Here is a 14126-nt window from a genome sequence, read left to right as displayed (position 1 = left end):
GGGGGGGAGTTTATCAGGCGATAACAAACAAGCCCTCAACAAGCTGAGCCTGGGCCAGACGCGCACGTAGATCGTCATCGATAGCGCAATCATCAGGCTTGTACAACCGAACGCGTCGATAGGCATCGACGTGATTGATTTCCTGCCCGAGATATTCCCAGACAACCCTGCAGCACGCAGGAGCACGATGATCCGCAGCAGAAACCCCTATTTTCAAACCATTGAGCCGTGTAATACAGCTTTTAAAACTCGGGATGAGAATGGTCTGGCTGATTTCATTGGAGGTAAGTGACTCATAATCGATGAAAAACAAGCGATCCCGCAGGTAATAGGCAACACCCAGATATTGATACCGTTCAAAATCTTCCCCCGCCCCGGCAATCTGTAAGCGCTCGTTTCTCTCGTAGACGACGTCATCCCCCTCCCCCCGCACATGCACAAGCGAACACAGAATGGAGCCGGGGTCAGTCATTGCGTGGTAATACTCGTAGTAATAACCGATGTGGGCTTTCAGTTCCGCTGAAGACTTATGACGCAGATGCTCATGCATTATCTGTGGCGCAGTTACTTCGCCCAAGGCTGGGTTCTTACGGGCTTTCACGCCAATCAGGTTGATGAATTGCTCCGTTGGAAGTCCAATCTCAAACTCCTCCACACCAAAGAAGTCGCAGATTCGTTTGAGATTAAAAGGTGTCGGAACGCTTTTCCCACAAAGGTACTTATTAAATTGCCCACGGTTTATACGAACTTTCCTACAAACCTCCGCGACAGATCGGTAGTGACTGCACAGCAGTCTCAAGTTTGCCGAAAGAAACTCACACATACAGTAATCCAACAAAAATCAAGAAGAGGCAACCATAGCAGCAACTCGCATCACTTTTAAGCAACTTGCGAAATTGCGCCGAATGAAATATGGCTGGATATTACGACACCTGAAAGCTTTCAGGACTGACGGCACCATTAATTCGCCAGCACCCTATATAGCAAGGAGCTTTGAATGCTAGACGTCATCAACGATTTTTTGTCGGGCAAGGTATTAATACCTTTAGTTCTTGGATTGGGAAGCTATTTCACTGTCCGATCGGGATTTGTCCAGATTAGATATTTCCGCCATATGTTCGGTGTTCTACACGGAAGTTGGCGCACAGGCAGCCATCAATTGAGTTCATTTCAAGCACTCACACTCAGTCTTGCCGGACGCGTGGGCACCGGCAATATCGTTGGGGTCGGGATTGCCGTCAGCATGGGTGGGCCCGGCGCCGTATTCTGGATGTGGATGACCGCACTTTTGGGTATGTCAAGCAGCCTCTTCGAATGCACACTGGGCCAGCTCTATAAGCGCAACGACGAAAACGGTCTCTATCGAGGAGGGCCGTGTTGGTACATCCAGCACGGTCTGGGCAAACGCTGGCTCGGGATAATAGCGGCTGTATTAATGCTGGTGACCTTCGGCTTTGCAATCAATGGTCTCGAGTCTCATGCAGTATCTCACTCGCTAAAGGATGCGTTTGGTCTGCCCCCCATGTGGTCAGGACTGGCACTTTCCTTGATGCTGGGAGTCGTCCTCATCGGCGGGATAAAGCGCATAGCAGCAGTAACCGACCTTTTGGTTCCTATCAAGGTCCTCGCCTATATCGGCGTAACAGGCTACGTGTTGATTCTGCAGTTCGATCAAGTTCCGACAATGCTGCTGACCATTATCAAAAGCGCACTCGGCCTGGATCAGGCGCTTGGCGGTCTGATCGGCAGTGCAATTATCATGGGTGTCAGACGCGGGGTATTTTCCAACGAAGCAGGACTGGGTAGTGCGCCTAACGTTGCGTCAGTAGCGAAGGTCAGTCATCCGGTTGCACAAGGTGTCGTACAAGCACTGAGTGTTTTCATCGACACATTCGTGATCTGCACATGCACTGCACTAATGATTTTGCTGTCCGGTTTCTACACTTTGGGCCTTGAAGGTGACGGGATCGCTCTGGCGCAAAACTCGCTGGCAGCGGTTGTAGGAGAATGGGGGCGAATGTTTATCAGCGTGGTGCTTGCGTTGTTTGTATTCACGGCGATGCTTTACAACTACTACCTGGGAGAAAACAGTCTGCGGTTCATGTTTGACGAACCTCGTAAAATGCTGACTCTCTATCGTGCGCTAGTGTTGACTCTAGTGTTTTGGGGTTCTGTCGAAGATCTTTCCACTGTCTTGGCTTTTGCAGATATCACCATGACGTTACTGGCACTCGTCAACCTGATAACGATGGCCTTGCTTTTCAAGATATGCCTGCGCATCTTGCGTGATTACGATGACCAACGCCGCGCCGGAGTCGAGACACCCATTTTCGATTCAAAATTATTTCTTGATCTGGATCTTGACCCTGTGGCGTGGCCACCGCTGGCTTGCCGTTCCAGCACAATGAAACTTATCGAGCCCTCTGACTCTCCGGAAATCAACAAACAGATTGCTTAGGCTTAGATAGAACAGATGCAGAGCCGTTAAACCAAGTAATGGCTCTGCACAAGGCAAACCAATAAACCCAACTATCGAACTATCGAACTATCGAACTATCGAACTAAAATAATATTAGACCCCTCGACTTGCCACGTCTAAAACAATCTGAAGGACCTTATCCCATGAATCGATTTCATCCGCTCAAAGCAAACGCAACTAACATCCCCACCTTCTTTATAGACTCGCACGCCGCACCTGATCAGTTATTTGAAGACGCCTGCTTCAGAATCCGCGCCGCCGCCAGTCTCCTGGAGACGTTCACCTCAGTCACTATTAAAGGAACCAACGACTCTGACTTCTATCGACTAATACTGCCTGCCTATGTATTGCTTCAGGATGGTGTTGATACGCTGGAACAGATCTCCTCCAAGGGAAGTTTCATCCATGTATAAAATTGCAACCAACGAAATGATAAGAGCTGCCATGATTAAAGCAGTTGAAACCAAGCTGATACCAAAACACGCTCTACTCGCCGAGTATATAAAGAGCTGGGACTGCCTTGAGCAAGTGCTTCACGCTGCACTTGAGGTACAACCGAAAATGAACAGTTTTTGCGGGCTAAGGTGTATGGCCTCAGCGGATCTTTCACCTGAAATCAAAAAAGCACTGGCAATCCCCACCGCTGATATGCGCCACTAGCGCCATTGATTGAGACCGCGCCACGGCGCGGCGCACCTGGAGACCCCGTTATGAGCGAGAGCGTGTTTGCCGATCGCATCGTGCAGAACCTGCTCGACACCGACTTCTACAAACTGACGATGATGCAGGCGGTGCTGCACAACTACCCCAACGTCGAAGTCGAATGGGAGTTCCGTTGCCGTAATAGCGAGGATCTTCGCCCGTATCTGGCCGAGATCCGCTTTCAGATCGAGCGTCTGGCCGAACTGAGCCTGAGCGCCGATCAACTGAGTTTTCTTGAGCGCATCAGCTTCCTCAAACCGGACTTCCTGCGCTTTCTCGGATTGTTCCGCTTCAACCTGCGCTATCTGCACACCGGTATCGAGAACGGCGAATTGTTCATCCGTCTGCGCGGGCCGTGGCTGCATGTGATTCTCTACGAAGTGCCGTTGCTGGCGATCGTCAGCGAAGTGCGCAACCGCTATCGCTACCGCGAAACCGTGCTCGAACAAGCGCGTGAACAGCTCTATCGCAAGTTCGACTGGCTGACCGCCAACGCCTCGGCCGACGAGTTGTCGCAACTGCAGGTCGCCGATTTCGGCACTCGCCGGCGCTTTTCGTATGGAGTGCAGGCTGAAGTGGTGAATGTGCTCAAACACGACTTCCCCGGGCGTTTCGTCGGCACCAGCAACGTACACCTGTCCCGCGAGCTGGACATGAAACCGCTGGGCACCATGGCCCACGAGTGGATCATGGCCCACCAGCAACTCGGTCCACGGCTGATCGACAGCCAGATCGCCGCGCTCGATTGCTGGGTCCGCGAATACCGTGGCCTGCTGGGGATCGCGCTTACCGATTGCATCACCACCGATGCCTTCCTCGGCGATTTCGACCTGTTCTTCGCCAAGCTTTTCGATGGTCTGCGCCACGACTCCGGTGACCCTGTGGTGTGGGGCGAAAAATGCATCGCCCACTATCACAGGCTCGGCATCGACCCGATGAGCAAGACCCTGGTGTTCTCCGACAGCCTGACCCTGCCCAAGTCGCTGGAGATCTTCCGCGCGCTGCACGGCCGGATCAACGTCAGCTTCGGCATCGGCACCAACCTCACCTGTGACATTGCGGGTGTCGAACCGATGAGCATCGTGCTTAAAATGACTGCCTGCAACGGCCAACCGGTGGCGAAGATCTCCGACGAGCCAGGCAAGTCCCACTGCAAAGACCCGAATTTCGTCGCCTATTTGCGACACGTGTTCCAGGTTCCTGCCGATTCCAGTCTATCTAGCAAGGAGTGAATTCATGCAAGCCGTACAGCGTGAGATTGCTGAACAGCTCAAGGTGCAACCGCCGTTCGCCGACTACCAGGCCCTGCAGGCCGAAGTCGCCCGGCGCATTGCCTTTATTCAGGATTGTCTGGTCAATTCCGGGCTCAAGACACTGGTGCTAGGCATCAGCGGTGGCGTCGACTCGCTGACTGCGGGCCTATTGGCCCAACGGGCAATGCGTGAACTGCGCGACCAGACCGGCGACAACAGCTACAAATTCATCGCCGTGCGCCTGCCGTACGAAACCCAGTTCGATGAACACGACGCCCAGGCCTCGGTGGATTTCATCGCTCCAGACGAACGCCACACGGTCAACATCGGTCCGGCGGTGAAATCGCTGGCCAGTGAAGTCGCGGCATTCGAAGGCAAACACGCGGTGTCGGTGGACTTCGTGCTGGGCAATACCAAAGCGCGCATGCGCATGGTCGCGCAGTACACCATCGCCGGCGCGGCGCACGGGTTGGTAATCGGCACCGATCACGCGGCGGAAGCGGTGATGGGTTTCTTCACCAAGTTTGGTGACGGCGCCTGCGATCTGGCACCGCTCAGCGGTCTGGTGAAGAATCAGGTTCGCGCGATTGCCCGCAGCTTTGGAGCGCCGGAGTCGCTGGTCGAGAAAGTGCCAACGGCGGACCTTGAGGATTTGTCGCCGGGCAAACCGGACGAAGCATCGCACGGCGTGACCTATGCCGAGATCGATGCCTTCCTGCACGGCGAGCCGGTGCGTCAGGAAGCGTTCGATATCATCGTCGCGACCTACAACAAGACTCATCACAAACGCGTGATGCCGTTTGCGCCGTAAGCGTTGATGGAATGAAAAAGCCCGCTGAGGAGTGATTCTCAGCGGGCTTTTCTTTGGCCATTACATTCATTGATGCGGATGGCCCCTTCGCGAGCAGGCTCGCTCTCACATTGACGGCGCAAACCTGTGGGAGCGAGCCTGCTCGCGAAGAACGATGACGCGGTAGTCCTGATTACTTGACAGTAATCGTGCCTTTCATCATCGAGATGTGGCCAGGGAACGAGCAGAAGAAGCCGTAGCCACCATCAGCGATTTTCGCCACGTCGAAATTCAGCGAATCGGTTTCCTTGGCGCCGATGATCTTGGTGTGAGCGATGATGCGCGCGTCACCTTCCGGCAGGTAGTTCTTGTCGATACCGGCGGCCAGGCCAGCGGTAGCGATTGGCTGCATGTCAGCTTCTTTGCTGATCACCAGGTTATGGCCCATGACGTTCTTCGGCAGGTTGCCGGAGTGGGTCAGCTCGACGGTGAAGGTCTTGCAGCTCTTGTCGATCACGATTTCCTTGGTGTTGAAGGACATCTGATCGGTGGAGTCAACGGTGGTTTTGCACTCGGCAGCCATCAATTGGCTGCTGGCCAGCGCCAGCAGGGATACCGCAACAACTTTGGAAAACATGGTGAATCTCCAAGGCAGGGTTAACAAAAACACGAATGATGGAAAGACTGCCTGAAATCTTCGCAAGTTCCTATGACTTGAGTCAAAAATTGTATACAACTTTCAGGCTATGACATTCATCGAAACAATCTAACGGCCAGAATTCCCGGCCCGCCCTATGATCAGCGCATCTACTGAGACGGAGTGCCTGTCATGTTCTTTAACGGTCTGTTGTGCAGTTTGCTCGCCGCCTACGCCTGTGGCGCCAGCGGTACCTTTGAATCGCCTGAACGCGAAGTTTAGGCCTTGGATCGAGGCTTGCCAGCCATTACCCTGTGACGGATTGACCCAGGAGGAAGGCATGTCTCTGAAATCCGTGTGTGTATTTTGCGGTGCCAACGCCGGCACTGTTCCGGCCTACACCGAAGCCGCCGTCGCCCTTGGCCGGGCCTTGGCCGAACGTAAATTGACCCTGGTCTACGGCGGTGGCGCCGTGGGTTTGATGGGCATTGTTGCTGACGCGGCGCTGGCTGCCGGCGGCGAAGTAATCGGGATCATCCCGCAGAGCCTGATGGACAAGGAAATCGGCCATAAAAGCCTGACGCGCCTGGAAGTGGTCGACGGCATGCACGCGCGCAAGGCACGCATGGCCGAGCTGAGCGACGCCTTCATCGCCCTGCCCGGCGGCCTCGGCACGCTGGAAGAGCTGTTCGAAGTCTGGACCTGGGGCCAGCTCGGCTACCACGGCAAGCCGTTGGGTTTGCTGGAAGTGAACGGTTTCTACAGCAAACTCACCGCATTTCTTGACCATATCGTCGGCGAAGGCTTCGTTCGCGCGCCACACCGTGACATGCTGCAAGTGAGCGAATCAGCGCAAACGCTGCTCGATGCCCTGGATAACTGGAAGCCGACCGTCACGCCAAAATGGGTCGACCAAAAACCCGGCTAACCACGAGGCACCGATACAAGGCAGAATATGCGCCGCTCAACCTCACCTTCGACCCAAGAGGATCGCCCATGGCCAAACCCAATTACTCCTTCGCCAAACGTCAACGAGACCTGGCAAAGGAACAGAAGAAAGAGGAAAAGCTTCAGCGCAAGAAACAAACCGCTGAGGAAGCGGCACTGAACCCTGACGGTGAAGTGGCGACGCAAGATGATGTTGATGCAACTGAAGTGACTGAAACACCGAAAGATCAGGCGCCCGACGCCTGAACCCCACCGGGTTTGATCATCGAATCAGACCCTGCGGATTTGTGACGGGGCTGGCGGTTCCACTGCCGGCCCTCACAGCCCTTCCCCTACCCAATACACCAAAATTCCCTGTGGGAGCGAGCCTGCTCGCGAAAGTGGTGTATCAGTGGAAATATTTGCTGCTGACACACCGCTATCGTGAGCAGGCTCACTCCTACAGTTTGATCTGCGTTAATCCAGGGGCATTACGGTGACGCGCACTTCCGGGTCATGATTGCCGCCGCCCAGAATCACCCCGCGCAACGGTGACACATCGGAAAAATCCCGCCCCCACGCCAGCGTGATGTGCTCCAGCGCCGGCTGCACATTGTTGGTCGGATCGAAATCCACCCAGCCCAGCACCGGACAAAACACCGACACCCAGGCGTGCGACGCATCGGCGCCGATCAGGCGTGGTTGCCCCGGCGGTGGCTGGGTCAGCAGATAGCCGCTGATATAACGCGCCGCCAGCCCTCGCGAGCGCACGCACGCCAGCATCAGGTGAGCGAAGTCCTGACAGACCCCACGCCGCCGTTCCAGCACTTCCACCAGCGGTGTCGCCACCTGGGTTGCCTCGGCATCAAAGGTGAATTCACTGAAGATCTTCTGCATCAAGTCTTGCACACCCAGCAGCAACGACCTGCCCGGCGGAAAACAACTTTGCGAAAACTCGACGAAGCTGCTTTTCAAATGCACGTAAGGGGACTGGAAGCGGTAGCGACAAGCTTCGAGCAACTCAGCGGACAGCGGTTGACTGCTGTAAGTCAGCGCATCGCGGGTCAGCTCCCAGGCGGGCGACTGACTGAAGTCCAGCACCGGCCGCGCCAGCACCTCAACAGTGAGCCGAGCATTGACCTGCAATTCATCGTGAGGCCGTTCGAAGGCCAGCCGGGTCAGCGGATTGCCAAACACGTCGAGCTCATCACGGCGGGCTGTCGGGTCCGGGCTGATCAGCAACCGTTGTTCGGTGCAGCGCTGCCATTCGCATTCACGCGGCCACAGGTGCGCCAGTTGCTGGGCGAGGGACACCGGGCTGTCGTAGTGGTAACAGGTGTCGTGGAGGATCTGGTAGCGAGCATTCATCAGACGGACACCGTGCGCTGGCTGACATCATCGACATGGGCGAAATGGCGCAGGGCCAGGCGATCCGACACTTGCCCGCTGGCCTCGGCAATGTCCTGCAGCAGATCCGCCAGACCATTCAAAGCGGCTCGTACGCTGGATTCCCCGAACAACGGATTCTCCAGACATCCCAGATCAAACCGCGCCAGACGCTCGACCAGTTGCGACAATGCCGCTTCCCGCGGCGCCGCGAAATCATCGTTCAAACGTTTCAAGGTGCGGGTCACCAGTTTCAACTGAAACAACACCGCGTGCGGGTTCTGCTCGTCTAGCAACAACAGGTCGAGCACCGGAATCAATTGCGCCACGGCCAGATAACGCGAACGGTAGGTGATACTGCTGTTGCCCAGTTCCAGCAGCCATTCGAGGCCCGCTTGATCGAACGCCCCGGCGCCGCGCAGAAATGCCGCCAGACTGCTGCTGAGAAACTGCAGACGCTCAATGCGCCGGCCGATCATCAGAAAGCGCCAGCCTTCGTCGCGGGTCATGTCGTCGAGGGCAAACCCGGAAAGCGCCGCCAGCGACATCACCAGCCGGTTGAGGAAGTCCAGCAGTTCGCCGAAGTCGGGTTCGTCGGTATCCAGTTCCATCGCTTCGCGCTGCAACTCCACCAGCGCCTGCCAGTTCTCCCGCGAAAGCTTGCCACGCACCTGCGAGGCCGCCCACTGCAAACGCTGCAGGTTGGCGCGCAGACTGAACGACCAGTCGTCGCCCAGCAGTGCCGCCAACAGACGCTCCGGCAGTTCACCCTCGTCCGGCAGCAGCGTCAGTCGCTCGCCGAGATCGACAGCGGCCTGCAACGCTTGCGGGTCGTCGCCGTCGACATAACGCGCGAGCATGATGCGCAGCAACCGCGCACTGTCATCACAGCGCTCGCAGTATCGGCCGAACCAGAACAGGTTCTCCACCACCCGTGAGGGCAGATACGGATCACGCCGCACCAGATCATGGACCCCAACGCGGCGCTGACTCTTCCACTGCTCGCCACTGGGCGGACGATCACCGAGTATCCAAGTGTCTTTGCTCGCCCCACCGCGCTGCATCGACACCACTTCGGCATCAGCCTCGGCGGCCACCCGGGTCAGACCACCGGGGAGCACGCGATAACCGTCAGCACCGGCCACGGCGTACATGCGCATGCCGATCGCCCGTGGTTGCAGTTGACCATTTTCCGCCTGCCAGATCGGTGCCTGGGACAGTTGAGCCAATTCTTGCGCCACATAAGCATAAGGACGCGCCTGCATGCGCTCGGCAAGCGCCTGACGCTGTTTTTCACTCAGATCACGGCCAAAGACCGGCGCAAAGCTCTGCGAAGAAAATGCTGGTTTGATCAGCAGTTCGGGCAGTTTTTCCAGGGCTTGGGCCAACACCGGCGCCTCACCGCACCACCACGTCGCGATCGACGGCAAAATCAGTTCTTCGCCAAACAGGTATTGGTTGATCTTCGGCAGAAAGCCCAGCAATCCCGGCGACTCCAGTACGCCGCTACCCAGCGCATTGGCGACCAGAACCCGCCCTTGGCGTACTGCCTCAAGCAACCCGGGAACGCCGAGTGCCGAGTCCGTGCGCAACTCCAGCGGATCGCAGAAATCATCATCGAGCCGGCGCATGATCGCATGCACCCGACGCAAACCACTGAGGGTTTTCAGGTAGACCGTGGCGTCGCGCACCGTCAGGTCACCGCCCTCGACCAGCGGATAACCGAGCTGCCGAGCCAGATACAAATGTTCGAAATAGCTTTCATTGAAGCGCCCCGGCGTGAGCAACACCACCAGCGGCGCGTCATCGTCACTGGGCGCTTGCCGCGCGAGGGTTTCCTGCAATGTGCGGAAGAACCCGGCCAGATGCTGCACCTTCAGATCCCGGTATAACTCGGGAAACGCGCGCGACACGATGGTGCGGTTTTCCAGGGCATAGCCGGCGCCGGATGGCGCTTGCGTACGATCGGCGGTGACCCACCAGCGCCCGTCCGGTGTACGCGCCAGATCCACGGCGTACAGGTGCAGAAACGTCGCTTCCGGCAGCGCGACATGCTGACAGGGCCAGAGAAAGTTGTTGTGGCCGAACACCAGCTCTGCCGGCAACAAGCCTTCGCTGATCAGCCGCTGCGGCCCATACAAATCGGCCAGTACCGCATTGAGCAGTCGCGCACGCTGGGCGATACCTGCCGACAGCTGCTGCCATTCATCCGCAGCAATCACGTGGGGCAGCAGATCCAGTTCCCACGGCCGATCAGCGCCCTTGGGATCGGCATAGACGTTATAGGTGACGCCGTTCTCCTGAATCTGCCGCGCCAGCAGCGCCTGACGCTGCAGCAGTTGCGCCGGCGTGCTGCGCTGCAACTGATCGAACAATCGCCGCCAGTGCGGGCGCACCGCGCCACTGCCGTCGAGCAGTTCGTGATAAGTGCCCGCCGTAAGCGGGTAGCGGTCTAGCAGGTCAGGCATGGAAAGCTCGGCAGACAGCAAGGTACGGTCAGACTAACGCAGGCACATGACGCGCGGATATACGAAAAATCCGCGTGTCGCGTAGGCCTTAGAAACGTCGCAAATCGATTGTCATCGGTAGCTCGTCACTGATTTCCACGTTGGGTACAGGAAGTTTCCCCGGCGTGTGTCCGACGCGGAAGAATCGCGCCATGCGCCGGCTCTCCGCTTCGTTGGCATTGACCGGCAACGTCTCGTAATTACGCCCGCCCGGATGGGCGACGTGGTACTGACATCCACCCAGCGAACGGCCCATCCAGGTGTCGAGCAGGTCGAACACCAGCGGTGCGTGCACGGGGATGGTCGGTTGCAAGCAGTTGGCCGGCTGCCATGCGCGGTAACGCACACCCGCGACAAACTCGCCAACCCGTCCGGTCGGATGCAACGGCACAGCGATGCCGTTACAGGTCAGCAGATAACGCTGTGGTGGCAGGCCTTTGACCTTGACCTGCAAGCGCTCCAGCGATGAGTCGACGTAACGCACCGTGCCGCCAGCCGCGCCCTCCTCGCCCAGGACATGCCACGGTTCCAGCGCCTGACGCAGCTCCAGTTCGATGCCGTTGACGGCGTAATCGCCGACCTTGGGAAAACGAAACTCCAGATGCGCTGCGAACCATTCGGCCCGCAGCGGATAACCGGCGTTGTTCAGTTCGACGATGACGTCGGCGAAATCCTGTTCGATAAAGTGCGGCAGCAGGAAACGGTCGTGCAGTTCGGTGCCCCAGCGCGCCAGTTTCGGCGGCGCATAAGGTTCGCGCCAAAACCGCGCGACCAGCGCCCTTAACAACAACTGTTGGGCCAGGCTCATGCGCGCATGGGGCGGCATTTCAAAGGCACGCAGCTCAAGCAAGCCGAGACGCCCGGTGGCGCCGTCCGGTGAATACAGTTTGTCGATGCAGAACTCGGCACGGTGCGTGTTGCCGGTGACGTCGATCAGCAGGTTGCGCAGCAGTCGATCAACCAGCCACGGCGCACATTCCTCGCCCGGCTCGGGCATCTGCGCAAAAGCGATTTCCAGTTCATATAAAGCATCATTACGCGCCTCATCGACCCGCGGCGCCTGCGATGTAGGGCCGATGAACAATCCGGAGAACAGATACGACAATGACGGATGGTTATGCCAGTAACTGATCAGGCTGCGCAGCAGATCCGGGCGGCGCAGAAACGGTGAGTCCGCCGGCGTCGCCCCACCGAGAACGAAATGATTGCCGCCGCCGGTGCCGGTGTGACGACCGTCGATCATGAATTTCTCGGTGGTCAGGCGGGTCTGGCGCGCCTCTTCATAGAGAAATTCGGTGCGTTCGACCAATTCGTCCCAGGTCGCTGACGGCTGCACATTGACCTCGATCACACCCGGGTCCGGGGTGATGCGGAAATTGCTCAAACGCGGATCGCTCGGCGGCTCATAGCCTTCCAGCAGCACCGGGCAATGCAGTTCATCGGCTGTCGCCTCAATGGCTGCGACCAGTTCCAGATAATCCTCAACCTGCTCCAGCGGCGGCATGAACAGGTACAAACGCCCCTCGCGCGCCTCGGCGCAAAACGCGGTGCGGGTCAGCCAGTCGGCAGATTCGTCGATTTTTGGCACGCGTTCGTCAGTCGCGGCAGGTTCGCCATGACTGTTGAGCTGCGTGGTTTCCGGCAGCTCAGGGAAGTCCTGATTCGGATCCTGAGGATGAATGAACGGATACTCGGCGGCCTTCACCCACGGCTGCGACCCCAACGGCAGGCGGTAGCCCAGCGGCGAATCCCCCGGTACCAGTCGGCAATGTTCGTCACGCAGATACCAGCGCCCGCTCTGCCATTGATCGCCTTTGGCGGTGCGCGCCAGCGGCAACACCTGACCGATTACCTTGTTCAGGCCCTGACTGAAGACCTTGCGCAGGCGTGCGCGCTCCAGCGGTTCCTCAAGACGTGAATCTTCGGCGCTGACATTGCTCGGCAACGAGCCCTCGCGCCAGAGGTAGTAGAAATTATCCTCGTAGGCCGGGAAGACAAAACGTGTAGGCAATTTCAGGCGCTCGGCGACACTGGCGAGGAAGCGTCCAGCCAGTTCGCCATCCGCTCCGTAGTCCTGCTGCTCATCGGCGATCAGTGCGTTGTTGTGCCAGATCGGCACACCGTCGCGACGCCAATAGCAATTGAGCGACCAGCGCGGCAGTTGCTCGCCGGGATACCACTTGCCCTGGCCGAAATGCACCAGACCTTGCGGCGCGTAATGCTTGCGCATGCGCTGGAACAGTTCAGCGGAAAGTCGCCGCTTGGCCGGCCCCAACGCGGCGGTGTTCCACTCGGCGCCATCCGGGTCATCGATGGAAACGAAGGTCGGCTCGCCGCCCATGGTCAGGCGCACGTCATCCGCCAGCAGATCGGCATCGATCTGCCGTCCCAGCGCCTGAATCGCCAGCCACTGCTCGTCGGTGTAGGGCTTGGTGACGCGCGGCGCCTCCCAGATCCGCTCCACCGACATTTCATGGCTGAATTCACATTCGCACGGCTCGACCAAGCCACTGATCGGCGCCGCTGAGGACGGATCGGGACTACACGCCAACGGGATATGCCCTTCGCCGGCGAACAGCCCGGACGTAGCGTCCAGGCCGATCCAGCCAGCGCCAGGCAGATACACCTCGCACCAGGCGTGCAGGTCAGTGAAATCGACTTCAGTGCCGGACGGGCCATCGAGGCTTTTCACGTCGGCGGTCAGTTGAATCAGATAACCGGAGACAAACCGCGCGGCCAACCCGAGGTTGCGCAGCAGTTGCACCAGCAACCACGCCGAATCGCGGCAGGAACCGGAGGCGTGCTCAAGGGTGTGTTCCGGGGTCTGCACGCCCGGTTCCATGCGAATCAGGTAACCGATGTCTTCGCTCAAACGCTGGTTGAGCGCCACAAGGAAGTCCACCGCCGGCAGCGGCGTGCGGTCGATGGCGTCCAGATAGGCTTTGAATTTCGGCGTCAGCGGCAGGGTTTCGAGGTACGGCGCCAGTTCCTTGCGCTCATCGGCGGCGTAGGAGAAAGGGATGTTCTCGGCGTAGGGTTCGAGGAAGAAGTCGAACGGGTTGAACACCGCCATTTCGGCGAGCAAATCGACCTCGATGCGCAGCTCATTGGTTTTCTCGGGGAACACCAATCGGGCGAGGTAGTTGCCCTGCGGGTCCTGCTGCCAGTTGATGAAGTGCTGCTCGGGCGAGACTTTCAGGGCATACGACAGAATCCGCGTGCGGCTGTGGGCAGCCGGGCGCAGACGTACGATCTGCGGGCCGAGTTCGACAGCGCGGTCATAGCGGTAATGCGTGACGTGATGCAATGCGACATGAATCGACACGGCGTGCCTCCTGCGAGCCTAAGCGTATTCGAAAGCGCGCAAGACTTATGCCATGCAGAGGGCTTGGGCGCTTTCCCGGAATGCTTAGGGCAGTACAGCACCAAAATCGGGCGATGCGGG

12 protein-coding genes are annotated in these 14126 nt (G+C 58.1%); 7 read left to right on the top strand and 5 right to left on the bottom strand.

Going from position 1 to position 14126, the window contains the following annotated elements:
- Positions 1-13: 13 nt before the first annotated feature.
- Positions 14-823 (bottom strand): helix-turn-helix domain-containing protein, encoded by an 810-nt coding sequence (locus H8F23_RS19670; protein ID WP_194935488.1) that lies wholly within the window; start codon positions 821-823, stop codon positions 14-16.
- Positions 824-997: 174 nt separating this feature from the next.
- Between H8F23_RS19670 and H8F23_RS19665 the strand changes: the two genes are divergently transcribed.
- The 5 genes from H8F23_RS19665 (at position 998) to nadE (ending at position 5245) form a co-directional block, all read left to right on the top strand.
- The gene (locus H8F23_RS19665; protein WP_194935487.1) at positions 998-2458 is read left to right on the top strand and encodes an alanine/glycine:cation symporter family protein; all 1461 of its coding nucleotides are present in this window, start codon (positions 998-1000) and stop codon (positions 2456-2458) included.
- 164 nt (positions 2459-2622) lie between these two features.
- Positions 2623-2892, top strand: coding sequence for a hypothetical protein (locus H8F23_RS19660; protein WP_194935486.1), 270 nt, complete (start codon positions 2623-2625; stop codon positions 2890-2892).
- Positions 2885-3139, top strand: coding sequence for a hypothetical protein (locus H8F23_RS19655; protein WP_194935485.1), 255 nt, complete (start codon positions 2885-2887; stop codon positions 3137-3139). Before H8F23_RS19660 ends, H8F23_RS19655 begins: the two co-directional genes overlap by 8 nt.
- A 50-nt stretch (positions 3140-3189) precedes the next feature.
- Positions 3190-4413 (top strand): nicotinate phosphoribosyltransferase, encoded by a 1224-nt coding sequence (pncB, locus tag H8F23_RS19650; protein ID WP_194935484.1) that lies wholly within the window; start codon positions 3190-3192, stop codon positions 4411-4413.
- 4 nt (positions 4414-4417) lie between these two features.
- Positions 4418-5245, top strand: a complete 828-nt coding sequence (gene nadE, locus H8F23_RS19645) for an ammonia-dependent NAD(+) synthetase (protein ID WP_122599297.1) — start codon at positions 4418-4420, stop codon at positions 5243-5245.
- A gap of 172 nt (positions 5246-5417) precedes the next feature.
- On the opposite strand, the gene azu is transcribed toward nadE, so the two are convergent.
- A complete protein-coding gene (gene azu, locus H8F23_RS19640; RefSeq protein ID WP_194935483.1) occupies positions 5418-5861 on the bottom strand; it encodes an azurin in 444 nt (147 codons plus the stop codon).
- Between the two features lie 340 nt (positions 5862-6201).
- Between azu and H8F23_RS19635 the strand changes: the two genes are divergently transcribed.
- Together H8F23_RS19635 and H8F23_RS19630 are read left to right on the top strand one after the other, a co-directional pair.
- A complete protein-coding gene (locus H8F23_RS19635) occupies positions 6202-6789 on the top strand; it encodes an LOG family protein (protein WP_093430190.1) in 588 nt (195 codons plus the stop codon).
- A gap of 68 nt (positions 6790-6857) precedes the next feature.
- Positions 6858-7055 (top strand): hypothetical protein, encoded by a 198-nt coding sequence (locus H8F23_RS19630; protein ID WP_194935482.1) that lies wholly within the window; start codon positions 6858-6860, stop codon positions 7053-7055.
- A gap of 210 nt (positions 7056-7265) precedes the next feature.
- Here H8F23_RS19630 and H8F23_RS19625 read toward each other — a convergent pair whose 3' ends face one another.
- The 3 genes from H8F23_RS19625 to H8F23_RS19615 all read right to left on the bottom strand — a co-directional run bounded on the left by H8F23_RS19625 (position 7266) and on the right by H8F23_RS19615 (position 14006).
- Positions 7266-8156 carry a transglutaminase family protein gene (locus tag H8F23_RS19625; RefSeq protein WP_194935481.1) on the bottom strand — a complete coding sequence of 297 codons (891 nt, stop codon included), beginning with the start codon at positions 8154-8156 and terminating at the stop codon, positions 7266-7268.
- Positions 8156-10642, bottom strand: a complete 2487-nt coding sequence (locus H8F23_RS19620) for a circularly permuted type 2 ATP-grasp protein (RefSeq protein WP_194935480.1) — start codon at positions 10640-10642, stop codon at positions 8156-8158. Before H8F23_RS19620 ends, H8F23_RS19625 begins: the two co-directional genes overlap by 1 nt.
- Positions 10643-10730: 88 nt before the next feature.
- Positions 10731-14006, bottom strand: coding sequence for a transglutaminase family protein (locus H8F23_RS19615; RefSeq protein ID WP_194935479.1), 3276 nt, complete (start codon positions 14004-14006; stop codon positions 10731-10733).
- Between the last annotated feature and the right edge of the window lie 120 nt (positions 14007-14126).

It is taken from the genome of Pseudomonas neuropathica (assembly GCF_015461835.1).
Taxonomy (GTDB): domain Bacteria; phylum Pseudomonadota; class Gammaproteobacteria; order Pseudomonadales; family Pseudomonadaceae; genus Aquipseudomonas; species Aquipseudomonas neuropathica.
The sequence above is the reverse complement of the archived record's forward strand: the minus strand, read 5'-3'. Positions and strand labels throughout refer to the sequence as shown.